Source organism: Sphingomonas sp., assembly GCF_039594485.1.
GTDB lineage: Bacteria > Pseudomonadota > Alphaproteobacteria > Sphingomonadales > Sphingomonadaceae > Sphingomonas.
Window position 1 is genome coordinate 92070 of sequence record NZ_JBCNNI010000012.1, and the last position, 24648, is coordinate 116717.

At 66.7% G+C, this 24648-nt stretch carries 22 protein-coding genes and 1 tRNA gene; 10 read left to right on the forward strand and 13 right to left on the reverse strand.

Annotated elements, in window-relative coordinates; translation table 11 throughout:
- Positions 1-2: 2 nt before the first annotated feature.
- Positions 3-2057, reverse strand: coding sequence for an ATP-dependent DNA helicase RecG (gene recG / locus ABDV78_RS08150; protein WP_343526874.1), 2055 nt, complete (start codon positions 2055-2057; stop codon positions 3-5).
- A 77-nt stretch (positions 2058-2134) separates the two neighbouring features.
- Here recG and ABDV78_RS08155 point away from each other — a divergent pair, with 77 nt between their 5' ends.
- The gene (locus ABDV78_RS08155) at positions 2135-2401 is read left to right on the forward strand and encodes a succinate dehydrogenase assembly factor 2 (RefSeq protein WP_007404480.1); all 267 of its coding nucleotides are present in this window, start codon (positions 2135-2137) and stop codon (positions 2399-2401) included.
- Positions 2402-2453: 52 nt separating this feature from the next.
- Positions 2454-5921, forward strand: a complete 3468-nt coding sequence (mfd, locus tag ABDV78_RS08160) for a transcription-repair coupling factor (RefSeq protein WP_343526875.1) — start codon at positions 2454-2456, stop codon at positions 5919-5921.
- Positions 5922-5975: 54 nt separating this feature from the next.
- Here the strand turns inward: mfd and ABDV78_RS08165 are convergent, their stop codons facing one another.
- Positions 5976-6407: a DUF4440 domain-containing protein gene (locus ABDV78_RS08165; RefSeq protein ID WP_343526876.1), complete on the reverse strand. Its 432-nt coding sequence runs from the start codon at positions 6405-6407 to the stop codon at positions 5976-5978.
- Positions 6395-8149, reverse strand: coding sequence for a GGDEF domain-containing phosphodiesterase (locus ABDV78_RS08170; protein ID WP_343526877.1), 1755 nt, complete (start codon positions 8147-8149; stop codon positions 6395-6397). The genes ABDV78_RS08165 and ABDV78_RS08170 overlap by 13 nt, the downstream gene beginning before the upstream one ends.
- A gap of 83 nt (positions 8150-8232) precedes the next feature.
- Between ABDV78_RS08170 and moaA the strand changes: the two genes are divergently transcribed.
- The 3 genes from moaA (at position 8233) to ABDV78_RS08185 (ending at position 10207) form a co-directional block, all read left to right on the forward strand.
- The gene (moaA, locus tag ABDV78_RS08175) at positions 8233-9246 is read left to right on the forward strand and encodes a GTP 3',8-cyclase MoaA (RefSeq protein WP_343526878.1); all 1014 of its coding nucleotides are present in this window, start codon (positions 8233-8235) and stop codon (positions 9244-9246) included.
- A complete protein-coding gene (locus ABDV78_RS08180) occupies positions 9243-10022 on the forward strand; it encodes an NAD kinase (RefSeq protein ID WP_343526879.1) in 780 nt (259 codons plus the stop codon). The genes moaA and ABDV78_RS08180 overlap by 4 nt, the downstream gene beginning before the upstream one ends.
- Positions 10023-10132: 110 nt before the next feature.
- Positions 10133-10207 (forward strand) — tRNA-Asn (locus ABDV78_RS08185).
- A gap of 40 nt (positions 10208-10247) precedes the next feature.
- On the opposite strand, the gene ABDV78_RS08190 is transcribed toward ABDV78_RS08185, so the two are convergent.
- The 3 genes from ABDV78_RS08190 to ABDV78_RS08200 all read right to left on the reverse strand — a co-directional run bounded on the left by ABDV78_RS08190 (position 10248) and on the right by ABDV78_RS08200 (position 12261).
- A complete protein-coding gene (locus ABDV78_RS08190; RefSeq protein WP_343526880.1) occupies positions 10248-11396 on the reverse strand; it encodes a glutathionylspermidine synthase family protein in 1149 nt (382 codons plus the stop codon).
- A complete protein-coding gene (locus ABDV78_RS08195; protein WP_343526882.1) occupies positions 11393-11770 on the reverse strand; it encodes a hypothetical protein in 378 nt (125 codons plus the stop codon). Before ABDV78_RS08195 ends, ABDV78_RS08190 begins: the two co-directional genes overlap by 4 nt.
- 119 nt (positions 11771-11889) lie before the next feature.
- Positions 11890-12261: a glycine zipper 2TM domain-containing protein gene (locus ABDV78_RS08200; protein WP_343526883.1), complete on the reverse strand. Its 372-nt coding sequence runs from the start codon at positions 12259-12261 to the stop codon at positions 11890-11892.
- 107 nt (positions 12262-12368) lie between these two features.
- Between ABDV78_RS08200 and ABDV78_RS08205 the strand changes: the two genes are divergently transcribed.
- Positions 12369-12788: a secondary thiamine-phosphate synthase enzyme YjbQ gene (locus ABDV78_RS08205; protein WP_343526884.1), complete on the forward strand. Its 420-nt coding sequence runs from the start codon at positions 12369-12371 to the stop codon at positions 12786-12788.
- 125 nt (positions 12789-12913) lie between these two features.
- Positions 12914-13495: a hypothetical protein gene (locus tag ABDV78_RS08210; RefSeq protein WP_058751374.1), complete on the forward strand. Its 582-nt coding sequence runs from the start codon at positions 12914-12916 to the stop codon at positions 13493-13495.
- 65 nt (positions 13496-13560) lie between these two features.
- On the opposite strand, the gene ABDV78_RS08215 is transcribed toward ABDV78_RS08210, so the two are convergent.
- The 4 genes from ABDV78_RS08215 to ABDV78_RS08230 all read right to left on the reverse strand — a co-directional run bounded on the left by ABDV78_RS08215 (position 13561) and on the right by ABDV78_RS08230 (position 18150).
- Complete coding sequence (locus ABDV78_RS08215; protein ID WP_343526885.1) at positions 13561-13911, reverse strand: hypothetical protein; 351 nt, start codon at positions 13909-13911, stop codon at positions 13561-13563.
- Positions 13912-14077: 166 nt separating this feature from the next.
- Entirely contained in the window at positions 14078-16822 is a 2745-nt protein-coding gene (gene secA / locus ABDV78_RS08220) for a preprotein translocase subunit SecA (protein ID WP_343526886.1), read from the reverse strand.
- 114 nt (positions 16823-16936) lie between these two features.
- Positions 16937-17197 carry a hypothetical protein gene (locus tag ABDV78_RS08225; protein ID WP_343526887.1) on the reverse strand — a complete coding sequence of 87 codons (261 nt, stop codon included), beginning with the start codon at positions 17195-17197 and terminating at the stop codon, positions 16937-16939.
- An 86-nt stretch (positions 17198-17283) separates the two neighbouring features.
- Positions 17284-18150 carry an energy transducer TonB gene (locus tag ABDV78_RS08230; protein WP_343526888.1) on the reverse strand — a complete coding sequence of 289 codons (867 nt, stop codon included), beginning with the start codon at positions 18148-18150 and terminating at the stop codon, positions 17284-17286.
- Positions 18151-18229: 79 nt separating this feature from the next.
- On the opposite strand from ABDV78_RS08230, the gene argJ reads away from it, so the two are divergent.
- Positions 18230-19456: a bifunctional glutamate N-acetyltransferase/amino-acid acetyltransferase ArgJ gene (gene argJ / locus ABDV78_RS08235; protein WP_343526889.1), complete on the forward strand. Its 1227-nt coding sequence runs from the start codon at positions 18230-18232 to the stop codon at positions 19454-19456.
- 7 nt (positions 19457-19463) lie between these two features.
- Positions 19464-20075, forward strand: coding sequence for a glutathione S-transferase (locus ABDV78_RS08240; protein ID WP_343526890.1), 612 nt, complete (start codon positions 19464-19466; stop codon positions 20073-20075).
- A gap of 44 nt (positions 20076-20119) precedes the next feature.
- On the opposite strand, the gene ABDV78_RS08245 is transcribed toward ABDV78_RS08240, so the two are convergent.
- Positions 20120-20248 (reverse strand): hypothetical protein, encoded by a 129-nt coding sequence (locus tag ABDV78_RS08245; RefSeq protein ID WP_343526891.1) that lies wholly within the window; start codon positions 20246-20248, stop codon positions 20120-20122.
- Positions 20249-20377: 129 nt separating this feature from the next.
- Here ABDV78_RS08245 and ABDV78_RS08250 point away from each other — a divergent pair, with 129 nt between their 5' ends.
- Positions 20378-20620: a helix-turn-helix transcriptional regulator gene (locus tag ABDV78_RS08250; RefSeq protein ID WP_343526893.1), complete on the forward strand. Its 243-nt coding sequence runs from the start codon at positions 20378-20380 to the stop codon at positions 20618-20620.
- 170 nt (positions 20621-20790) lie between these two features.
- On the opposite strand, the gene trxA is transcribed toward ABDV78_RS08250, so the two are convergent.
- A complete protein-coding gene (gene trxA, locus ABDV78_RS08255) occupies positions 20791-21111 on the reverse strand; it encodes a thioredoxin (protein ID WP_007404159.1) in 321 nt (106 codons plus the stop codon).
- Between the two features lie 50 nt (positions 21112-21161).
- A complete protein-coding gene (gene addA, locus ABDV78_RS08260) occupies positions 21162-24620 on the reverse strand; it encodes a double-strand break repair helicase AddA (protein WP_343526894.1) in 3459 nt (1152 codons plus the stop codon).
- Positions 24621-24648 lie beyond the last annotated feature (28 nt).

Below are 24648 nucleotides of genomic sequence, written 5' to 3' on the forward strand. Positions count from 1 at the left end.
GTTCAGCCCGAGCGCAAAAGCGCCACGCCCGCATCCCGCTCGAAGAGATAGAGCGCTGTCCGCGCCGCCTGGCCCCGAGGGGCCTCCAATCCCCCGTCCCGGTCGATCAGCAGCCGCGCATCATCCTGCGCGCATTGCATCAGGTCGGCCATATTCTCCGGCGTCGCGAGCCGGAACGCCATCTCCCCCGACTGCCGCGTGCCGAGCAGTTCGCCCGCCCCGCGCAACCGCAAATCCTCCTCGGCTATGCGAAAGCCGTCATTGGTCTCGCGCATCAATGCCAACCGCGCGCGCGACGTCTCCGACAGATGCGTGCCGCGCAGAAGCAGGCACCGCGACAGCCCCCCGCCCCGCCCGACGCGCCCGCGCAACTGATGTAGCTGGGCGAGGCCGAAGCGGTCGGCATGTTCGATCACGATCAGCGTGGCGTTGGGCACGTCCACCCCCACCTCGATCACCGTCGTCGCGACCAGCACGCCCAGCCGGCCGCCCGAAAAGGCCTCCATCACCGCATCCTTTTCGGCGGGCTTCATCTTGCCATGGACGAGGCCGACCCGCTCGCCGAACCGCGCGCGAAGGCTTTCGGCGCGCATCTCGGCGGCGGCGAGATCGGACTTTTCGCTCTCCTCGACCAGCGGACAGACCCAATAGGCCTGCCCGCCATCGGACAGATGGCGGCCCAGCGCATTGACCACCTCGTCCAGCCGGTCCTCGGACACCACGCGCGTCTCGATCGGCTGGCGACCGGGGGGCATCTCGTCCAACCGGCTGACGTCCATCTCACCATAATTGGCCAGCGTCAGGGTGCGCGGGATCGGGGTCGCGGTCATCGCCAGCAGATGCGGCGGCGCCTTGCCCTTGGCCGACAGCATCATCCGCTGCGCCACGCCGAAACGGTGCTGCTCGTCCACCACCACCAAAGCCAGGTCGCGATAGGTCACGGTTTCCTGAAAAATGGCGTGGGTGCCGACGAGGATGTCGATCTCGCCGGCCGCGAGCGCCATCAACGTGGCCTCCCGCGCCTTGCCCTTGTCGCGGCCCGTCAGCACCGCGATCTCGACCGGCAGCCCAGCCAGCGTCTTGCGGAGCGTCTCATAATGCTGGCGCGCGAGGATTTCGGTCGGGGCCAGCATCGCCGCCTGCGCGCCTGCCTCGACCGCGATCAGCATCGCCATCGCCGCGACCAAAGTCTTGCCCGCGCCGACATCGCCCTGGAGCAATCGCAGCATCGGCGCGTCCTGCGCCAGGTCGCCCTCAATCTCGCGCACCGTCCGGCTCTGCGCCCCGGTCAGCGTATAGGGCAGCTTGAGCATGTCTCTCAAACGCCCGTCGCCGTTCAGCGCCCGCCCGCGCCGCTTGCGGGTATCGGCACGGACCAGCGTCATGGCGAGCTGGTTGGCGAACACCTCGTCATAGCCCAGCCGCTCGCGCGCCTTGGCGTCCGCCGGATCGGCATGGACCCGAGCAAGCGCGTCCTTCCAGTCGGGCCAGCCGCGCTGCGCCTTCAACCCCGGCTCGATCCATTCGGGCAGTTCCGGCGCGCGCTCCACCGCCTGCACCGCCAGCGCCCCCAACCGCCGCGAGGTGATCCCTTCCGACAACGGATAGATGGCCTCGCGCTCGCGAAAGTCCTCGTTACTGTCGCCCAGATCGGGATGGACGATCTGCAGATCCTGTCCGTACAGGTCGAGGCGGCCGGACACGACCTTGGTTTCCCCGATCGGCAGCAGCTTCTTCACCCAGCCCGAATTGCCGCCGAAATAGACCAGCGCGACGCTGTTGCCCGCTGCGTCCTCGGCCCGCACCCGTGTCGGCCCGCGAGGGGAGGACGACACGCGGTGCTCCTTCACGGTCAGCGGGATGGAAATAACCCGCCCCGCGTCCGACACCATCAGTTCGTCGCGCGGGAAGCGATCGATATGCCCGGTCGGCAGGTGAAAGGCGACATCGACCACCCGCGCAATGCGCAGGCGTTCGAGCGGCTTGGCGAGGCCGGGTCCGACGCCTTTCAGCGACGTGACCTCGGCGAACAGCGGATTGAGGATATCGGGACGCATGACTAGATGGGTCTGTATAGCCTTCCGCCCGCGCGCCGCCAGAGCATGTGGGCCATATCTCGTCCGATCGGAGCCCCATGGACCACGAAACCCGTATCAAGCGTCTCCGCTTCCGCGCATGGCATCGCGGCACCAAGGAAGCCGACCTGATGATCGGCGGCTTTTTCGACGCACATCACGAGACCCTGTCCCTGGAGGAACTCGACTGGTTCGAGGCGCTGCTGGAAGAACAGGATGTCGACATCATGGCCTGGGCGATCGGAACCCAGCCCTGCCCCCCGCAATGGGATGGCCCGGTGATGCAGCGGATGCGCGCGCTGAATTTCGTGCCGATCGCCCGGTAACTTATCCCTGCGCGGACGTTCAACCGCCTATATCTCCCAGTTTCGGAACCCCATGCCCGATATCAAGACGATCCTGTCCGCCAAGAGCCCGCTGACCCTGTCGGGTGTTCCGGCGGGGTTCCTGCCGGTGCTGCTCGCCGACCTGTCGCGCGCCGCGACGACGCGCGCGGTGTTCATCTGCGCCGACGAAGCACAGATGCGCGAACTCGCTTCCACCGCGACCTATTTCGCGCCGGAGCTGGAGGTGATGCAGATCCCGGCCTGGGACTGCCTGCCCTATGACCGCGCCTCGCCGACCTTGCGCGTCATGGCGGAACGGATCGCAGGGCTGCACCGATTGCAGGCCAAGCCGAAGACGCCGCAATTGGTCCTGACCACCGCCAATGCCGCGACCCAGCGGGTGCTGACGCCGTTCCGCATCCGGCAACTGGTCGCGCGTCTGGCCCCCGGCGAGCGGATCGGGCTGGAGAAGCTGTCGACGCTGCTCCAGGCGAACGGCTATGTCCGTACCGAGACGGTGCACGACCAAGGCGAATTCGCGGTGCGCGGCGGCTTGGTCGACCTGTTCCCCAGCGGCGAGGAACAGGCACTCCGCCTCGACTTTTTCGGCGACGAGATCGAAAGCGTCCGCACCTTCGACCCCGCCGACCAGCGGACGACGGGGCGGATCGAAGGCTTTACCCTGCTTCCTGCCTCCGAAGCGCTGCTCGACGAGGAATCGATCAAGCGCTTCCGCACCCGCTATCGCGAGACCTTCGGCGCGACCGCGACCGGCGACCCGCTCTATCAGGCGGTGTCGGAGGGGCGGCGCATGGCGGGCATGGAACATTGGCTGCCGCTGTTCGAGGAGAAGCTGTCGACGCTGTTCGACCATCTGGGCGACGGGGCCGTGGTAGTGCGCGACAGCGGCGTCGCGGCGGCGGCGAGCGGCCGGTTCGACGCGATCGCCGACTATTACGAAAACCGCAAGCGCGCCGAAGCCGCCCAGCCCGGCAGCTTCCGGCCGCTGCCCGCCAAATCGCTCTATCTGGCCCCGAAAGAATGGGAAGCCGGGCTGGAGGCCTCGACCGCGCATCTCGTCTCGCCCTTTCACGAACCGGAAAGCGCGGCCGTCCTCGATTTCGAGGTGGACGGTGCACGCGACTTCGCCCCCGAACGCGCGGCGCACGCCAATATCTATGAGGCGGTGGTCGATCACGTCGAGGCCTTGCGCAAGGAAGGCCGCAAGCCCGTCCTCGCCAGCTATTCCAACGGCGCGCGCGAACGGCTCGGCAGCCTGCTCAAGGACCATGGCCTGAAGGGCGCCAAGGCCGCCGAAACCTGGCAGGAAGCGCTAGGCATCGCCGATACGTCGAAAAGCTTCGGCGTCGCACTCGTCGTCCTGCCGCTCGACCATGGCTTCACCGCGCCGGGCATCGCGGTGCTGACCGAGCAGGACATGCTGGGCGACCGGCTGGTCCGGCGGCAGAAGCGACGCAAGTCGGCCGATGCCTTCCTGGCCGAACTGGCGACGCTTTCGCCGGGCGACCTGGTGGTGCACTCGGACCATGGCATCGGTCGCTATGAGGGGCTGACCTCGATTCCCGTGGGCAAGAGCCCGCATGACTGCGTCGCGCTCTCCTATGCGGGCGGCGACAAGCTCTATGTGCCGGTCGAGAATCTCGAAGTCCTGACCCGCTACGGCTCGGGCGAGGATGGCGCGACGCTCGACCGCCTGGGCGGTGAGGCGTGGCAGCGGCGCAAGTCGAAGATGAAGGAGCGCATCCGCGAGATCGCGGGTGAGCTGATCGCCACCGCCGCCGAACGCGCGCTGCGCCCCGGCGAAGTGGCCGAGCCCGACAGCGCGGGCTATCCGGCGTTCGTCGACCGCTTCCCCTATGAGGAAACCGACGATCAGGATCGCGCCATCGACGATGTGCTGGGCGACCTGACCGCAGGCAAGCCGATGGACCGGCTGGTCGTCGGCGATGTCGGCTTCGGCAAGACCGAAGTGGCGCTGCGCGCCGCCTTCGTCGCGGCGATGGCGGGGATGCAGGTGGCGGTGGTCTGCCCGACCACGCTGCTTGCCCGCCAGCATTACAACAACTTCGTCCAGCGGTTCGAGGGCTTTCCGATCAAGATCGGCCGCCTCTCCCGCCTCGTCACCGCGACCGAGGCGAAGAAGGTCAAGGACGGCGCGGCGTCGGGCGACATCGACATCGTCGTCGGCACCCATGCGCTGCTGGCGAAGAATGTCGAGTTCAAGCGGCTCGGCCTCGTCATCGTCGATGAGGAACAGCGGTTCGGCGTCACCCACAAGGAACGGCTGAAGGCGCTGAAGGCCGATGTCCATATGCTGACGCTGACCGCCACGCCGATCCCGCGCACGCTGCAAATGGCGATGTCGGGCTTGCGCGAACTGTCCGTGATCCAGACCCCGCCGGTCGATCGGCTGGCGGTGCGCACCTATGTCATGCCCTGGGACCCGGTGGTGCTGCGCGAGGCGCTGCTGCGCGAACATTATCGCGGCGGGCAGAGCTTCCTCGTCACCCCGCGCGTCGCCGATTTGCCCGATATCGAGGAGTATCTGCGCAAGGAGGTGCCCGAGGTCCGCTATGTCGTCGCGCACGGCCAGATGTCGCCCACCGAGGTCGAGGAGCGCATGTCCGCCTTCTACGACCGCAAGTTCGAGGTGCTGGTGTCGACCACCATCATCGAGAGCGGCATCGACATTCCCTCCGCCAATACGATGATCGTCAACCGCGCCGACCGTTTCGGCTTGGCCCAGCTCTATCAGTTGCGCGGGCGGGTCGGCCGGTCGAAGACGCGCGCCTATGCCTATATGGTCACCCCGCCCGAACGGATGATGACCGAGGCGGCGGAGAAAAGGCTGAAGGTGCTGTCCGACCTGGATTCGCTGGGCGCGGGGTTCCAGCTAGCCAGCCACGACCTCGACATTCGAGGTGCTGGCAACCTGCTCGGCGACGAACAGTCGGGGCATATCAAGGAGGTCGGCTACGAACTTTACCAGTCGATGCTGGAAGAGGCGATCCTGGAGGCCAAGGCGGGCGGCGCGTTCGAGAAAAAGCGTGACTTCTCACCGCAGATCACCGTCGATGCGCCGATCCTGATCCCGGATGATTACGTCCCCGATCTCGACCTGCGCATGGGGCTGTATCGCCGCCTCAACGATCTGGAAAAGAACAGGGAAGTGGAGGAGTTCGCCGCCGAGATGATCGACCGCTTCGGCCCCCTGCCCGAGGCGACCGACAACCTCATCCAGGTCATCAAGATCAAGCTGAACGCCAAAAAGGCCTGCATCGCCAAGATGGATGTTGGGCCGCGCGGCGTGCTGGTCGCGTTCCACGACAATCGTCCGGCCAATGTCGACGGGCTGTTCGCCTATGTCGAGCGGCTGGGCGAATTGGCCAAGCTGCGCCCCGACGGCAAGCTGGTGCTCAACCGCGCCTGGCCCGATGCCAAGGCGCGGCTGCACGGCGCGCTGCAACTGTCGAAGGGGCTGGCGAAGGCGGCGGGCTGACGGCCCGTCCGCCACTCCGCTCCGCCGGATGGGAGAGGGACGGTTCCCCGCCCCTCAACTGCTGTGGTCGGAGACGATCTTCCACCCATCGGCGCGGCGCTCGAAGACGAGGCTCGTCATCCCGCTTTCCTCCTTCGCGCCGCCCGACAATATCCAGCGTGCGAACAGGATGCGACGCTCGCCGATCCGCTTGAGGTCGAGAAACTCGAAACGGAGCGTTCCCCGGCTGTTCGTGCTTCCGGCAAAGCTCGCCCGGTAATTGTCGGCGATCGCCGCCTTGCCCCGGATCAGCCCCTTGCGCCCGACGAAGACGGCATCGGGCGCATAGATGGCCATGAAGCGGTCGAGATCATTCGCGTTCCATCCGGCCGCGCTGGCCAGCATCGCTGCGCGGATGCCCGCCTCGGCCGGATCGGCGGCGGGCGCGGCCGCGTGAACGGCAATGGGGGCCAGCGCGATCGTCGCCAGCGTCATCAATCGGCGCATGCCATCTCCTCTTCTACCATGGCGAGCAGCGCAGCCTCGTCGAGAGGCGCGGCGCGCAGGAATCCCTGATAGGTTTCGCAGCCCAGCCGCCCCAGCAGTTGCGCCTGCTCGCGCGTTTCCACGCCCTCCGCGACGATGCCCATGCCGAGCTGGTTGGCGATGCGGATGATGCCGCGCACCACGATCCGGTCCCGCTTCGATCCGTCGACCTCGGCCACGAGCGCGCGGTCGAGCTTGATATAGTCGATGGGCAGGCTGGTGAGATAGGCGAGGCTGGAATAGCCGGTACCGAAATCGTCGATCGCCACCCGCACGCCCGCGCCGCGCAAGCTGTCGAGCACGGTCGCGGCGCGGTCCAGTTCGCTGATCAGGCCCGTTTCGGTGATCTCTGCGGTCAGCCGCTCGATCGGGAAACCGCTCGCGGCCACCCGATCAAGGAAGATCCGGGCGAACCCCGCGCGCCCGACATCGGCCGCGGTGATGTTGACCGACAGGCGAAGATGGGACAGCGAGGCCGGCCATTTCGCCGCCCGGTGCAACGCGATCTGCTGGATATGGTCCGACAATGCCAGCCCAAGATCGGCGCGCTCGGCGGCGGCGAACAGCGGGTCGGCACCCAGCGCCCCCAGCGTCGGATGCCGCCAGCGCGCCAGCGCCTCGACCCCGGTGATCCGCCCCGTCCTGATCGCGACCTGCGGCTGGAAGACCACGTCGATCTCGCCGCGCTCGATCGCATGATGCAGGTCCGCGCCCAGCACATCGAGCGGTGCGACATTGCCGGGATGGGCAAAGCGCAGCATCGCACCGTCGCTCGCCCGCGCCTGTCCCAGCGCTTCGGCCGCGCGCGCCAGCAACGAGCCGGGATCCTCGCCCGGCCGATGCTCCGCCAGCCCCAGGCGGACGCCCAACCGGATCGGCACCGCCCCCGCCTGGAACGGCAGGGCCAGCAGCGCCTCCAGCGCCTCGGCGATGCCGCGCGCCCGGCCCGGCCCGGCCCGCCCCGCCATCACGAACTCCGAACCGCCCGACCGCGCCACGATCGCGTCATCGCCGAACGCCTGGGCCGCCACCGTCTGCATCCGCGCCTCGACCGCGCGCAGCAGCATGTTGCCCGCCGGGCGGCCATGCGCCGCGTTGATCAGGTCCAGCCGCGACAGCGACACGATGATCGCGATGCATCCGTGATCCCGGCCGATCACATCGGCGATCCAGCGATGGACCTCGCCCACCTCGCCGCCCGCATGGCTGCGCCGCCGCCGTACGTCGAGCGTCCGCCGCGCATGACGCTCGGCGAGCCTGACGGTGGCATGGATCATCGGATCGTCCACCCCCGGCGGCAGGATATGGGTGGCCCCCGCCGAAACGAAGGCGTTCAGCGTCTCGGCCATCGTATCGGGCACCGCGACCAGCATGGCCGAGCCGGTCGCCGCGATCACCGCGCCCAGCGCCTGTACCGCGCGAAGCCCGTCATCGCCCGGTCCCGACGCGTCGATCAGCGCGACCCGCGCCTCGCTGGCCAGGAAGGAAGCGACCAGCGTATCCCCGGCTGGCGGATCGCCCTCGCCCGGCGCCATCGACCAGATCGCCCAGCCCGCCCGGATCACGGCCTCGTCCAGTCGCGGTGGGGGCGAACCATGGTCCAGCGCGGATGCCGCGTCATGGGAAGCAGGAGCGTGGAACGAAACCGTGAAGACCGCCGTTCCTCCACGGTGGGCATTAAATCCGAACTCTTCCTGCGTCATTCGAGCATTCTATCGACACGGATCTGGATCACCAACGTCTATCCATCTTGTCGCCGTCCCGGCATGGGGCTACCTCAATGACAATGGCTTGTGCCTCTGCCTCGACCACCGGCTCGCTGATCGATCAGCACGGCCGCACAATCCGTTATTTGCGGATCTCGGTGACCGATCGGTGCGACCTGCGATGCCGCTATTGCATGGCCGAGCAGATGACCTTCCTGCCGCGCGCCAAGCTGCTGAGCCTCGACGAGATTGCGATCATCGCCGAACGCTTCATCGCGCGCGGCGTCACCCGCATCCGCCTGTCGGGTGGCGAGCCGCTGGTGCGGCGCGATGTCGCCGATCTGGTCCGGCGGCTGGGCGGCCATGTCGGGCAAGGGCTCGACGAACTCACCATGACCACCAATGGCACCCGCCTGGCCGAACATGCCGAAGCGCTGGTCGACGCAGGTGTGCGCCGCATCAATGTCAGCCTAGACAGCCGCGATCCCGACCGGTTCCGCTACATCACACGTCATGGCGACGTGGACCAGGTGATCCGCGGCATATTGACCGCGCGCGACGCCGGGCTGGCGATCAAGATCAACATGGTCGCGCTCAAGGGGCTGAACGAGGACGAGATCGCCGCGATGCTCGCATGGTGCGTCGCCGAGGGGCTGGACCTGTCGCTGATCGAAACCATGCCCCTGGGCGCGATCGATGAGGATCGGGTCGACCGTTTCCTCCCGCTCACCCAGATATTCGACGATCTGTCCACGCGCTTCTCCCTTGCGCGCGCCGGGCATCGGACGGGGGGCCCCGCCCGCTATTGGCAGGTCGAGGGCACGACCACGCGGCTCGGCCTGATCTCGCCCCTGACCGCGAATTTTTGCGACGGTTGCAACCGCGTAAGGCTGACGACCGAAGGCAAGCTGTATATGTGTCTGGGGCATGAGGATCAGGTGGATTTGAAGGCCGCCCTGCGCGACGGCGGTATCGCAGGGCTGGACGCGGCGATCGACGCCGGGCTCGCGGCCAAGCCCGCCCGGCATGATTTCCGGATCGAAACGGGCGCGGCTCCGGCGGTGGCGCGGCATATGAGCGTGACCGGCGGATGACGATTCCCGTCCGGCGGGCGCTGGTCGCCTCGCCCACCGCGCCCGCACAGGCCGCCGCCGCCGATCTGGCCCAGAGCGCCGATTGGGTCGATTTCGACGAAGCCGATTATGTCATCGCACTGGGGGGGGACGGCTTCATGCTCCAGACCCTGCACCGCATGCTGGAGCGGCGACGCGGCGCGGTGCCGGTGTTCGGGATGAACCTGGGCACCGTCGGCTTCCTGATGAACGAATGGCGCAGCTATGGGCTGGAGGACCGGCTGTCCCGCGCCAAGCCCTTCCGCGTCACCCCGCTGACGATGACCGCGACCGGGATCGACGGAAGGGTCCACACTCTGCCCGCGATCAACGAGGTTTCGCTGCTGCGCGAAACCCGCCAGACCGCGAAGCTGGAGGTGATGGTCAATGGACGCATCGTCCTGCCCGAACTGGCCTGTGACGGGATCCTCGCCGCGACGCCCGCCGGGTCGACGGCCTATAATTTCTCGGCGCAGGGGCCGATCCTGCCGCTGGGATCGGCCCTGATCGCGCTCACCCCGATAAGCCCCTTCCGCCCCCGACGCTGGCGCGGCGCGATCCTGCCCGACAAGGCGCGCATCTCGATCCGCGTGCTCGATCCGGGCAAGCGCCCCGTCTCGGCCGTCGCCGACCAGCGCGAGGTGCGCGACGTGGCGCAGGTCGACATCTGCATGGACCGCTCGCGCGAACTGACCCTGATGTTCGACCCCGAACATGCGCTGGACGATCGCATCACCATGGAGCAGTTCGTCGCCTGACCGGACGAATTATCCACAGCTTTGGCGGATGAAGCATCGAAAAACCGTCAGAAAAGGGGTTGCGGCTTTTTTCGAGCCCTATATAGAGCCCCTCCACAGCGCCGGTACATTCCCTGATAGCTCAGCGGTAGAGCTCTCGACTGTTAATCGAGCGGCCGTAGGTTCGAATCCTACTCAGGGAGCCACCGGCGCTGTCTCTTCCCAGACAGCGCCAACCAGGACGGATCAGCCGTCGATCACATGCGGAACGAACCGCGCGGTGTTCGAGGTGATCAACCCATCCTCGCGGATTCCCATCCCCACCGGCGCGCCGTCGACCACCCAGCTTCCCAGCACCGGAAAGCATCCCGGCGCCATCTCGGGCAGGCGGTAGAGCGACTGATAGACATAGCCCTCCTCACCATACTCCCCCGCCGTCTCCGCAATGATCGCGCCCGCCCGGCGAATCGAGACATTCGCCCCCTCTCGCGACAAGAGCGGCTTGGCGACCGCATCGCCCGCCGGAACGGTGAAGCTGGCGGGCAGCAGATTGGGGTGACCGGGAAACAGATCCCATAGCACCGGCAGGATCGCCTTGTTCGACCAGAGCATCTTCCAGATCGGCTCGATCCAGACGAGATCGCCGCGTTCGAGATTGTCGAGCAGATGCGGGGCGAATTCCTCGTGGACCAGCCACTCCCAAGGGTAGAGCTTGAACAGCGCCTCGATCCGCATATCGCCTTCATCGACGAAGCAGTGATCGTCATGGTGCCACCCGATGGCATCCATCAGGATGGGCACGGTGGCGATCCCGGCACCCTCGGCGGTATCGCGCAGATAGGCGGCGGTGATCGCATCCTCGCCCGCCTGATCGGCGACATGCGCGACATGCAGCGTCGCGGGCAGATCGGGGGCCAGTTCGCTCCAGCGCGCAACCAGCGCCTCATGCAGGCTGTTGAACTGGTCGAGCGCGGGAAAACACTCTTCCTTCCACGCCCATTGCACGACCGCGGCCTCCAGCAACGCAGTCGGCGTGTCGCAATTGAACTCGAACAGCCTGGGCGCGTCCCGCCCGTCGAACCCCAGGTCGAACCGCCCGAAATTGAGCGCGGGCGGCTCGGCCTCCCAGGCTTCGCGAATGGGATCGTGAAAGACCGGCGGGATGCCGAATCGCGCCAGCAGGCGGGGTTCGCTGACCACCGCCTCGCCCGCCGCCAGGAACAGCCGGTAAAGCTCCGCAGTCGCGGCCTCGATCCGATCGATCTGGCCGCGCGTGAAGCGGTAGCAGGCGCTTTCGTCCCAATAGGGCCGTTCGGGTCCGTCGTGCCAGATCAGGCCGAGCGCCTCGACCTTGTGGCGCCAGTCGGGCCGGGGCGACAGGCTCTGCCGGATCATGCGTGCGCGCTGCCGAAGATGCGGGCCGACGATCCGAAGCCGCCCCGGCTGACCGCTGCCGAGCGGGTCATCGCACTGCCCGCGGGCGCAACGGCATAGCGGATACCGGGCGCGGGCCGGAAGGTGCCACCTGTCGCCCTCTCGCCATAATAGGGAATGGTGCGCCCGCGTCCCAGAAAATACCAGAAGGCACCCGCGCCCCCGCCGACCCTGTTCTGGCGACAGCGATCATCGGGCAGGCGCGTGCCCTGCGCGTCGGTGCAGATCGCGGTGTCATTGTCGGCGGTCCAATTGTCGTCCGCCTTGGCGCGATTGCATCCGGCCGCGAGCAAAATAGCGGCCAGCGCCGTCGTGCATTTCAGATTGAAAGCCATCAAGTCCCTCCCCGACGCATCATGCGCAGGACGGACAGGCTTGGCCATCCTCTGGATCGCGGACCTCCATCAGGAAAGGGCGGCGGCCATCCGACCACCGCCCCGTCCGGGTCGCGCCGTTACCGGCAGCGGACCTTGCCACGATCGATCGAACGCCCGAGCAGCGCGCCGCCGCCCGCGCCCAGCAGCGTGCCCAGCGTACCACCGCCGATCACATTGCCCAGCACGCCGCCGCCGACCGCACCGACCACCAACCCGGTGGTGCCGTCATTGCGCTTGCAATAAGTCCGGCCGTCGCGGCCACGGAAAACCTGGTCGTCGCGGTTCAGACGACGCTCACGATGGTTTCCGCGGCGGTAATCTCGCGACGGTTCCCAATCGTTGCGATCGCCATGCCAGCGATAATCGCGATCCTGGGCGACCGCCGGGGTGGCGGCGATCGGCGCGGCGACGGTCATGACCGCGAGAGCGGCGAGCAGCGGGGCTTTCATGGGAGTTTCTCCTTGTTCCTCAATGTCGCTCAACGCATGTGCGGAGTTCGTGTTCAATTCCGGCGAGACGGGTGGCATCGATCCGGCGGCTGAGGCATTGATCGGTCATGCGACAGGCGACCACCCTTCTTTCGTTCGACACCCATGGCCAGGGGCTGACCGAGATCACCCGCCCCGTGACGCGCTGGGTAGCGGAACAGGGCATGGACGAGGGGCTGCTGACCCTGTTCTGCCGCCACACCTCGGCCTCGCTGATCATCCAGGAAAATGCCGCGCCCGAGGTGAAGACCGATATCCTTGCCTATTTCGCCCGACTCGCGCCCGAAGATACGCGCGCTTATGCCCATGACGATGAAGGGCCCGACGACATGCCCGCGCACCTGCGTGCCATTCTGACCGGCGTTCACCTGTCGATCCCGCTGATCGGCGGACGGCTGGCGCTAGGGACCTGGCAGGGCATCTATTTGTTCGAGCACCGCCGCGCTGCGCATCAACGGCAAATTGCAATCCATATGGCCGGTATGTGACGCACTATTCATCGCGGGAGCCAAACCGTTCATCGACCGTTTTGACGAGATAGGCTAAACGGGCAACAGCTACAGGGCTGTTGCCGTCCGGCCCGGTCGGGCGGCAAGGAAAGGAAGAAGTGTCCATGCAATTCGGTCGGAAGATCGCGCTCGCGCTGCTCGGCGCCAGCACCCTGATGGTCGCGGGATGCGCGACCGAAACCACCTACCGCCCCGCCACGGGATCGGGCTTCTATCGCACCGGCTATTCCGATCAGCAGCTCGAACCGGGCCGCTTCATCGTCAGCTTTGCGGGGAATACCGTGACGTCGCGCGACACGGTCGAACGCTATCTGTTGTTCCGTGCGGCCGAGCTGACGCTCGCCAATGGCTATGACTATTTCGTGATGGCCGATCGCGATACGCAGCTGCGCTCGCGCACCTATTCGACCCCCGGCGCGTTCGGTCCCGGCTTCGGTGGCTGGGGCGGTGGCTGGTGGGGCCCGTCGTGGCGCTATTATGGCCGCGGCTTTGGCTGGCGTAGCTGGGATCCATTCTGGGGCGATCCGTTCTTCGGCAACAACATGGATATCAACACCATCGACCGCTACGAAGCGACCGCCGAGGTGGTGATGCGCAAGGGTCCGATCCCGCGCGACAATCTGCGCGCCTTCGACGCGCGCGCGATCGTCAGCACGATCGGGCCGACGGTGGTCATGCCGAAGTAATTCGCGATACCATCATCCGACGAATTTGAGGGCGGCCATCGCGCGATGGCCGCCCCTTTTTCGTCTCAGGGCTTGTCGCCCCTCACGCGGCGCGCATTGACCATGCCGCGCAACGCCTCGGTCCGGCTTTGCAGTTCGGCCTTTTCAAAGAGCGACAGACCATCAGCGGCAAAGCGGTCCGCCAGCGATCCGATCGCCGCATCGTCACGCCGGAAGGAGCGCGCTTCGGCGCGGGAGATATCGCCGCTCCGCTGCCCCTCGCGGATCGATCGGCGAATGGCGGCGCGGTCCGCCTGGACACTGGGCTGGTTCGGCATGGTGGCGATGTCGGCGGGCGGCCCGACCTGCGTGAACTGGGCAGACGCAGCGGCCGGAAGCGCAACGATCGCGGCGGCCAGAATCGCTTGGTGTCTCATCCCTCTTTCTCCCTGCCCAAGCAGGATGACGCCGAGTTGCTGAACGCGCGCTGTCCGACGTGCCCCGATCGCCATCCCGGCAAAGGCAGACGAACGAACGCAGCGCCATAAAAAAGGCGGCGGGCCGAAGCCCACCGCCTTTTGCCAGAACCGCAGGGGCGACGGATCAGACCGTCACTGCCCCGTGGCAATGCTTGTACTTCAGCCCCGAACCGCACGGACACGGCGCGTTGCGGTTGACCCGCCCCTCCCATTGCGCCGGATCGCTGCCCAGGTCCGCACCTTCGGGCATCGGAATTTGCATCGGCGGCATTTGCGGCTGGAGCAGCCCACGCGCGGCGGCATCCCAGTCGTTGCTATTGTCCTCGCCGGTGAACGGATCGAAGTGCGAGGTGATGAAATCGGGCAGTTCGGGGAGTTCCGGCGGGGCCTGAATCTGGAACTGGGCATAGGCGATGGTGCGCGTCACATCCTCGCGGATATTGTCGAGCATCCGCTGGAACAGCGAAAACGCCTCGTGCTTATATTCGTTGATCGGCGTCTTCTGTGCATAGGCGCGCAGATGAACGACCTGGCGCAGCGCGTCGAGCGTCGCCAGATGCTCCTTCCAGTGATGGTCGAGATTCTGGAGCAGGATCGACTTTTCGACACTGGCCCAGGTTTCGGGCTCCAGTTCCTTGGCCTTGGCCTCGACCATCGCGTCGGCCTCGGCGGTCACGCGCTCCAGCACGATTTCGGGGTCGATCGCTTCCTCGGCCAGCCACGCGTCGAGCGGCGGCTCCAGGTTGAGCAGATCCTTGAGCTGCTGCTTCATGCCCGCGACATCCCATTGCTCGGGATAGCTGTTGGGCGGGCAGGCGCTGCCCACGATCGCGTTGACCGTCTCGACCCGCATGTCGGTGATCATCTCGCCCACCGTCTCCGCATCCATGATGTCGGCGCGCTGTTCGTAGATGACCTTGCGCTGGTCGTTCATCACGTCATCATATTCGACGACCTGCTTGCGGATGTCGTAGTTTCGCGCCTCGACCTTCTTCTGCGCGGTTTCGATCGCCTTGGTCAGCCACTTGCTGCCGATCGCCTCGCCATCCTCGATATTGCTGCGCATCATCTTGGCGAACAGCGTGTCCGGCCCGAAGATGCGGAGCAGATCGTCGTCGAGGCTGAGGTAGAAGCGCGACAGGCCCGGATCGCCCTGACGCCCCGAACGGCCGCGAAGCTGGTTGTCGATACGGCGGCTTTCGTGGCGTTCGGTGCCCAGCACGAACAGGCCGCCCGCCTCCAGCACCTTCTGCTTTTCGGCGATGATCTCGCCGCGGATGCGGGTCGCCGCTTCCTCATATTCCGGCGTGCCCTCGACCAGCTCGGGATGCTCGTCGAGCATGCGGAATTCCAGGTTGCCGCCCAGCTGAATATCGGTTCCGCGGCCGGCCATATTGGTGGCGATGGTGACGGCACCCAGGCGGCCCGCCTGCGCCACGATATGCGCTTCCATCTCGTGATAGCGCGCGTTCAGGACCTTGTGGGGCACGCCTTCCTGGGTCAGGAATTCGCTGAGCAGTTCCGACTTCTCGATCGAGACGGTGCCGACCAGCACCGGCTGGCCCTTGGCGGCGTGGTCGCGGATCTTCTTCGCGATCGCCAGGAACTTGTCCTGCGTGTTCTTGTAGAACTCGTCCTCCTCGTCGACGCGCGCGATCGGCAGGTTGGTCGGGATGGTGACGACGTTGATCTTGTAGATGTCGTAGAATTCGCCCGCTTCGGTGGCGGCGGTGCCGGTCATGCCCGAAATCTTCGGGTACATGCGGAAATAATTCTGGAAGGTGATCGAGGCCATGGTCTGGTTTTCGGGCTCGATATTGACGCCCTCCTTCGCCTCGACCGCCTGGTGGAGCCCTTCCGACCAGCGACGCCCGTCCATCATGCGGCCGGTGAACTCGTCGATGATGACGACCTTGCCATCCTTGACGATGTAATCGGTGTCGCGCTTGAACATCATGTTCGCGCGCAGCGCCTGGTTCAGGTGATGGACGACCTGGGTATTCTCGAAATCATAGAGATTTTCGCCCTGGAGCAGTCCGGCGGCCTCCAGCAGGCGCTCGGCGCGCTCGGTGCCGTCCTCGGTCAGGATGATCGACTTCTGCTTCTCGTCCTTCTCGTAATCGTCGGCGGTGAGCTGCTTCACGATCGCGTCGACGCTGATATACAGTTCCGACTTGTCGTCGGTCGGGCCCGAGATGATCAGCGGCGTGCGCGCCTCGTCGATCAGGATCGAGTCGACCTCGTCGACGATGGCGTAGTTGAAGGGGCGCTGCACCATCGACGTACGCTCATACTTCATATTGTCGCGCAGATAGTCGAAGCCGAACTCGTTGTTCGTGCCATAGGTGATGTCGGCCTCATAGGCCGCGCGACGCTGTCCGTCGTCCAGGTTCGGGATGATGGTGCCGGTGGTCATCCCGAGAAAGCCATAGATGCGGCCCATGGTCGCCGCGTCACGGCTGGCCAGATAGTCGTTGACGGTGACGACGTGGACGCCCTTGCCCGGCAGCGCGTTCAGATAGGTGGCGAGCGTCGCGACCAGCGTCTTACCCTCGCCGGTGCGCATCTCGGCGATCTCGCCCCGGTGCAGCACGATGCCGCCGATCATCTGCACGTCATAGTGACGCTGGCCGAGTACCCGCTTCGCGGCTTCGCGCACCGTGGCGAAGGCTTCGGGCAGCAGGCTGTCGAGCGTCGCGCCCTGATCGAGCTGTTCGCGGAACTTGACCGTCTGCGCGGCAAGCTGCTCGTCGGTCATCGCCTCCATTTCGGGCTCGAATGCCGCGATCTTGGCGATCGTGGGGCGAAGCGACTTGATGTAGCGGTCGTTGGACGAGCCGAACAGGGACTTGGCGAGGCCGCCGAACATAAGCGATTTCCTGACTGAAACGGTGTTGGAAGGCGCAGCCGCATCCTGGGAGCGGCGCGCGCGACGAAGATGATCGTGAAGGGCGCCGGCCACCGCCGACACCGGGCCAGTCCGCTATTCGCGCCGACGGCCGGTATAGGGCGCGATGATCGGCATCGGCGTGACCGCACGGTACAGCGGCAAAAGCCCCGCGCTGTCGACCAGCGTGGCCAGCGAGGGAACCGGACGTGTCGCGGCGCGCGCGACGGCCGCCTGCTGTGCCGCCGCGACGATGCTGCATTCCGCGACGACGCTCCGCGCCTCCTGCCCACGCGCGCTCGCGCCCACGCCGGTCAGCGCGGACAAAAGGGCGGAGAGGAGCAGAAGCAGGTTCATGCGAGACTTGTCTTAGGCAGATACGCGCGGCGCGTCCATCCGTTGCAAACGGATCGGCGGGTCCGATGGGAAATCGATCCCAGCCTTTATTTGGACGGCGGAAGAATCTGATATCCGATCCGCTCCATTTCATGCCCCTTGGGCGACGCGGAGGTGCCGACATCGAACCGACGGCGCAGGCGACAAGGCGTGGGAGCGACATCGACGTCCACAAAACCCACCTGCTGAAGGATCGTGCAGTTCACCGCATAGCCCGCCGGGTCCACATCGAAATCGGTTTGCCAGAAATGGAGCTTCTGCATGTCCTGCGGCCATGCTCCCGTCAGCGGGGGCATATCGCCGAAGCTGGTGTCCTTCAGCATCAGCACGCGAAAGCGCTGCGGGGTTCCGCCATTTCTCTGCGCGACCCCGACACTCATGCCCTGTGCGGCCGCCGCGCACGTCTGCGTCCGACCCTCCGCCGGCATCGTCCCCGAGGGGAGGATCGCGGCCTCGCAGCGGCTGACCGTCCCATCGCCTTCGACGGTGATGTCGAACCGGGTGGCCGAAGCGACCATCGGCTCGCGGTCCGGCAAGTTCCATCGAACGGGCAGCGTGTATTGGAAGGCGACCGCCTTGCCCCGCCGGTCGCGTACCTGTCTGAATATCGGCTTGCCGGTCTGGACCGCGCGACAGGTCGCCGCGTCGAGCGACGGCGAGACGGACTCGATGATCGTACAATTCGTGACCGTGCCGGTCGCGTCCACGGACAGTTTCGCGACCACGCGTCCCTGCTCGCCGGCGCGCATCGCTTCGGGCGGGTATGTGTCCGGCCCGAACAGCGCGGCGATATTGCCGCGGGGCAGGAAGGCGGATGTGTCATCGCCCGCCCTATTCCCCTTCTGTGCAAAGGCTCCGCTCTCCAGCAGCGCGCACAGCATGATCGCCATGCCCCATGCCGACCGACTGCGCATGCCCCCAACTCTCCCCCGATTGGCCCCGCGATCGTATCACCCATTGCGGCGGCCGCGCGCAAGCGGCAAAGCGGGTCGCATGAGCACCGCCACTTCGCCTCTCGCCACGCCCTTCCCCGCCCTGCCCGCCATCGACGGCGTGACGTTGCGTGTCGCGCGGGCGCGGTACAAGAACTGGGATCGCTGCGACCTGACCTTCGTGACCCTGCCCGAGGGGACCAGCGTGGCGGGCGTACTGACCACCAGCAAATGCCCCAGCCCCGAGGTCGAATGGTGCCGCAAGGCGCTGGTCTTGGGGAATGCGCGCGCGCTTGTGGTCAATGCCGGGAACAGCAACGCCTTTACCGGGCATCGCGGCCGCGCCGCCGTGGAGGCCATCGCCGCCCGTGCCGCCGCCACGATCGGTTGCCAGCCTTCGGATGTGTTCGTCGCCTCGACCGGGGTGATCGGCGTGCCGCTCCCGATCGACAAGGCCGAGGCCGGGCTGGACGCGGCCTTCTCGGCCGCCCCTTGCGGATGGGAAGACGCCGCCGCGACGATCATGACTACCGACACCTTCGCCAAGGGCGCGACGACGACCGCCATGGTCGATGGCCGCACGGTGACGCTGGCCGGGATCATCAAGGGGTCGGGGATGATCGCGCCGGACATGGCGACGATGCTGGGCTTCATCTTCACCGACGCCGCCGTTTCACCCGAATTCCTGCAACGCGCGCTGACCGCCGCCAATGGCCGCAGCTTTTCGTGCATCACGGTCGATGGCGATACCTCGACCAGCGACACGGTGCTGGCCTTCGCGACGGGCAAGGCGGGCAACGCGCCCCTGGTCGATGACGATAGCGACGGAGCGGATGCCTTCCGCGCCGCGCTGGCCGATCTGTGCCACCAACTGGCCCTGCTCGTCGTGCGCGACGGCGAGGGCGCGACCAAACTGATCGAAATCCGGGTCGAGGGCGCGGAGAGCGATCGCTCGGCCCATCGCATCGCCATGTCGATCGCCAACTCGCCGCTGGTGAAGACGGCGATCGCGGGCGAGGACGCCAATTGGGGTCGCGTCGTCATGGCGGTCGGCAAGGCAGGCGAACCGGCCGAGCGCGACAAACTGTCGATCCGTTTCGGCGAGACGCTGGTGGCGCGCGAAGGCCTGGCGGTCGAGGGCTATGACGAAGCGCCCGTCGCGGCGCATCTGAAGGGCCGGGAGATCGCGGTCGGCGTCGATCTGGGGCTGGGTGACGGGGCCGCGACGGTTTGGACCTGCGACCTGACCCATGGCTATATCTCGATCAACGCTGATTACCGGAGCTGATGCCGGGATGCTGACCATCTGGGGCCGGATCAACTCGCACAACGTCAAGAAGGTCGTCTGGCTGGCCGAGGAACTGGGCGTGCCCTATGATCGCCGCGATATGGGCGGCGCGTTCGGGATGGATGACGCCTATCGCGCACTCAATCCCAATGCGCTGATCCCGACGATCGAGGAGGACGGTTTCGTCCTTTGGGAATCGCACAGCATTCTGCGTTATCTGGCGGCGACGCATGGCGGCGAGCGGTGGTTTCCCTCCGACCCGAAGGCGCGGGCGCTGGCGGAGCGTTGGATGGACTGGCATTTCGACTGGGCCGAGGCGATCCGACCGATCTTCTTTCAACTTGTACGGACGCCGCCCGAGCAGCGGGATACGGCGTTGATCGCGCGCAGCGCGGCACAGGCGGCACGCCTGTCGGCGCTTATCGATGCGCAACTGGGGCGCGAAGCCTGGCTGTCGGGTAAGGATATCGGCATCGGCGACATCCCGGTCGCCACCTATGCCCATAGCTGGTTTCAACTGCCGGTCGAACGCCCTTCCCGTCCCCATCTCGAACGCTGGTATGCGGCCCTGCGCGAGCGGGCCGCCTTTCGCGACACGGTGATGATCCCGCTCACCTGAGCGTCACGCGCTTCGTCGAAACGCTTAACTTTGGGGGAAGGCTCTCACCGCCACAGCGCGGCGAGATGGTGAAACAATTCCCGCCAGAACAGGCCGCAAAGACCGCCGGCGGCGCCGCCGCACATGATCAACCTGATCTTCCGCTGCGCCGAAAGGAATTGATCGTCGTCCACCGCGCGCTCCGGCCCGAATATACAAAAATTGTATAAATGCTTTCCACCGATATGAAAAGCGCTTAAGCTGCATCAGCTAAGGCCCTGCAAAAGTTGGATAAATATGTATCCCACGCGCTGGGAAAGCGTTTGGCCAACTTTCTGGCCTCTGTCCGCAAGGAAAGGGGACTGACTCAGGTCGAGCTGGCTCAGCGGCTTGCGCGGCCACAGCCGATGATCTCGCATATCGAACGGGGCGAGCGCCGTGTCGATATGCTGGAATTTTGCGAGATCGCCTGGGCCATGGAGCTGAATCCCCAGGATTTGTTTACCCGCTTCTCGCGGGAAGTACTGCCACCCGAGGGGCGGACGTGCACGGCTGATCCGAAGTAGAACCATTTCCGATCAGATTTTGTCACCGATATGGAGGCAATTTGGATCGGGGCCTGGCGCGAGAGTCAGATTCACGGACCTCGACGCGATCTCGGATCGAAAGCGCGCGCGACAGCGCTGGCAAAGCGGCCTCTCACGCTGGGGCGGAGAGGCCGATTACCGATCTCAGATTAAAGCGCGCCTTCCAACCACGCCTTGATCCGGCCCTTGGGCTCGGCGCCGACCTTGGTGGCGGCGGCGGCACCGCCCTTGAACAGGATCATGGTCGGAATGCCGCGCACGCCATAACGGCCCGGCGCATCGGGATTGTCGTCGATGTTGAGCTTGGCGATCGTCACCTGCTCGCCCAACTCCTCGGACAGCTCCTCAAGCGAGGGGCCGATCATCTTGCACGGTCCGCACCATTCGGCCCAGAAATCGACCAGCACCGGCTTATCGGAGTTCAGGACGTCCGCTTCGAAGCTGGCGTCGGTGATCTGCTTGGTTGCCATCTATCAATACTCCTTCGTTGCTATCCATCTAGGACGCGCCGGACGGTCGCTCAACCACCAAGCGGCAAGCTTTGCTCCCGATCGCGATAGCCGGGCTTGTGCATGGCGAGCAGCGCATCGGGTATCGGAACCAGCCGCGGCCCCGCCGTATAGAGAAGGGCGACCGATATCCGCCGCCCCGGGAAGATCACGTCCAGCGCGGCCGCATAGCCCGCCATCTGCGCCAGATGGAACACCGGCACATCCTCGACACCCGCCGGCGCGCGCCGCCCGGTCTTATAGTCGATCAGCGCGATCTCATCCGTTCCGATCAGCAATCGGTCGACCCGCCCCGACACGACCAGGCCATTGGGCAGGGTCGCCGCGATCGGCGCTTCCGCCAGCGATCCCGGACCGAACAGTGCAGTATAAGCCGGGTCGTCGAGGATCGCGAAGACCGCCGCCATGACATCGCGCCGCAGATCCGCATCCTCCACGCCCGCCGCCTGGATCAACCAGCGTTCCGCCGCCGCACGCCGGGCGTCGGGCGCGACCGGAGGAAGACGTTCGAGCAGGCAGTGGATCAGCCCCCCCCGCTCGGCGGCGGCGCGCATCGCCGGGGTCGGCGGCGGATCGGCGACCATGTCCTCCCCCAATGACGAAGGCGCGAGCGGGCGCGGCGGGCGCGATTCCTGCGGTGCGGGCCGACGGGCCCAATCGGGCAGTACCACCCCGTCAGGCCGCGTCACCATGCCCGTCGGAACGGGCCTGGCATCGACCGGCGGTTGCGGCGTCGTCCCGGTGAAGACCCGCGCCTGCCCGTCGCCCGGTTCGGTTTCGGCGATGCCCAGCGCCGTCATCGCGCGCGCGCAGGTGGCATACCAGCTATGCATGGGCGGCACGCCCGCCGCGCGCTTGCCCAATGCGCCCGTGATGACCAACTGTTCCTCGGCGCGCGTCGCGGCGACGTAGAAAAGCCGCCAATGCTCGGCGAGTTCCCGTGCGGCGATCTCCGACGCGACGGCATCCAGCGGCCCGCCCCGTTCCTCGGCACGGGGCGGAAAGACCGGGATCGGCAACGCACCAGGCTCCGGCGTCCAACGCAGGATCGACCTTGGCGAAGCCGTCGGATCGGCCGTCGCGTCGGCCAGGATCACCAGCGGCGCCTGCAATCCCTTCGACCCATGCGCGGTCATCACCCGCACCGCGTCGAGCGGGGCGGAGGGATCGCGCACGATCTCCACATCGCCGCGATCGAACCAGTCGAGGAAACGCTGGAGCGACGGCGTCGTCGTGCTCTCAAAGGTCAACGCGGCGCCCAGCAGTTCCTCGATCGGATCGCGCGCCTCGCTGCCCAGACGGCGGATCAGCTTGCGGCGGCCGTCGAGCGGCCCGGACAGCAGTTCCTCCAGAAACTGGTAAGGGGTCGACACGTCCGCCCGCGCCAGCATCTGGCGAAGCGGGGCCAGGTCTTCGGCGGGCAGCGTCCGGGTCAGATGCGCCCAGAGCGAACCCCGCTCGCGATGGCCCGCCGTCATCAATCGATCCTGCGACCAGCCGATCAGCGGCGACACCAGCAGCGCGGCGAGCGACAGATCATCGTCGGGCTGAAGCGCGAACCGGACCGTCGCCAGCAGATCCTGAACCGCCAGCGGCGCGTTCAGCCGCAGCCGGTCGACACCCGCGACCGGCACCCCCTCGGCATAGAGCCGCGCGACGATCAGCGAGGCGAGGTCGCCGCGCCGCTTGACCAGGATCATGATATCCTGCGGCTCCAGGCGGCGGCCCTTGCTCTCCAGCATGACGCCGTCATCCAGCCAGCGGCGAACCGCCCGCGCGATGTCGGTCGCGACCTTGCGCACCGCATCGTCGATCCAGCCTTCTTCATCCTCGTCGCTGCCGCCCGCGACGACGGGCGGCCAGAGGGTCACGCGGCCGGGGCCCTTCACCTCGCTGGCGTGGCGTTCAACCTCACCTGCCATCCCCATGCCGGGCTGCCCCAATGCCTCGATCGCGGCGTCGACAAACTCCAGGATCGGGCGGGTCGAGCGGAAACTATGGGTCAGCGACAATTGGTTGAACGGCAGTCCCCGTTCCTCGGGCGGCCATTCGTCGTCGCCCGCCACCTCCTCCGCCCGGCGCGAGAAATGCAGTTCGGCCGCCTGGAAGTTGATCGGGTCGGTTCCCTGAAAGCCGAAGATCGCCTGTTTGTGGTCGCCGACCGTGAACAGCGTCCGCGTCGAGGGCGCATAAAGCCCGCGCCCGACGAAGAACTCGTCCGCGAGCGCGCGAACGATCCGCCATTGATGGGCGTTGGTATCCTGCGCCTCGTCGATCAGGACATGCTCGGTCACCTGGTCGAGCTTGTAGCGAACCCATTCGCCGATACCCGGCCGTTCGAGCAGATCGACGGTCGTGCGGATCAGATCATCGAAATCGACCGCCCCGATCGCGCGCTTGGCAAGCGTATAGGCGCGCGCATAATCGCGCCCTACGGCCAGGCCATCAGCGAGCAGATCGGCGTGGCGCGCCCGCGCCGCGAGGCCGAGCAGGTGGCGACAGGCCTCACCCAGTTCGCGCGCCATATCCTCATAATCGGGATCGGCGTCGGTCAGTTTCTTGGACGCCTTGCGCGGCTCGCCCTTGGCGGTGAAGACCGTGCCCATCAATTCTTCGAGCAGCGCGACCCGCCCCGCGCTGTCGCTGCCCAGCCAGCGCTCCAGCGCAATCGCCGCCTTGTCGCCGGTCGCGGTGCCCCAGGCGCGATTGGCACCGGCCAGTCGGGCGACCGCGTCCGCGTCGATGTCCTCGACACCCTCGGCGATCGCCTCGTCGATATCGCCCGAAGGCAGGTCGAGGGCGCGACGGAGCCAGGGCTGGATACCGGTGGGCAGCGCCTCCAACGCGCCCGGCGCGCGGGCGCAGGCGGCGAGGAACGCCTCCGCGCCCCCCTCGCCCAGCCGGAGCGACAGCGCGCCGACCGTCTCGACCGGGCCGACCCGGCCTTCGCGCTCGGCGGTTTCCAGCATCCGCGCCAGCGCCTCGCGCGCCAGCACCGCCTCCTCGCGCGCCTCCAGCGGCCGGAAACCGGGGGCGAGCCCCGCCTCGACCGGAAAGGCGGCGAGCAACCCCTGGCAGAAGCCGTGAATGGTCTGGATGCGAAGCCCGCCACCCGGCGCGTCGAGCACCCGCGCGAAGAGCGTCCGCGCCCGTTCGCGCAGATCGGGCGTCGCCTTCTCCCCCAGCGCACGGAGATCGGCGAACAACTCGGTTTCGGGCATCCGCACCCAGGCGGCGAGACGGCCATTGATCCGCTGCGCCATCTCCGCCGCGCCCGCCTTGGTGAAGGTCAGGCACAGGATCGACTCTGGCGCGACGCCGCGCAGCAGCAGGCGGAACACCCGCGCGGCCAAGACCTGCGTCTTGCCGGTCCCCGCCGAGGCGGACAGCCAGACATGCGTCCCGGGGTCGCTGGCCGCCGCCTGATCTCCCTTGAGCGGCGGCAGGTTCGCCATCGGCCGGGCGCTCATGCCACCGGCTCCAAGCGCCCGGCATCCC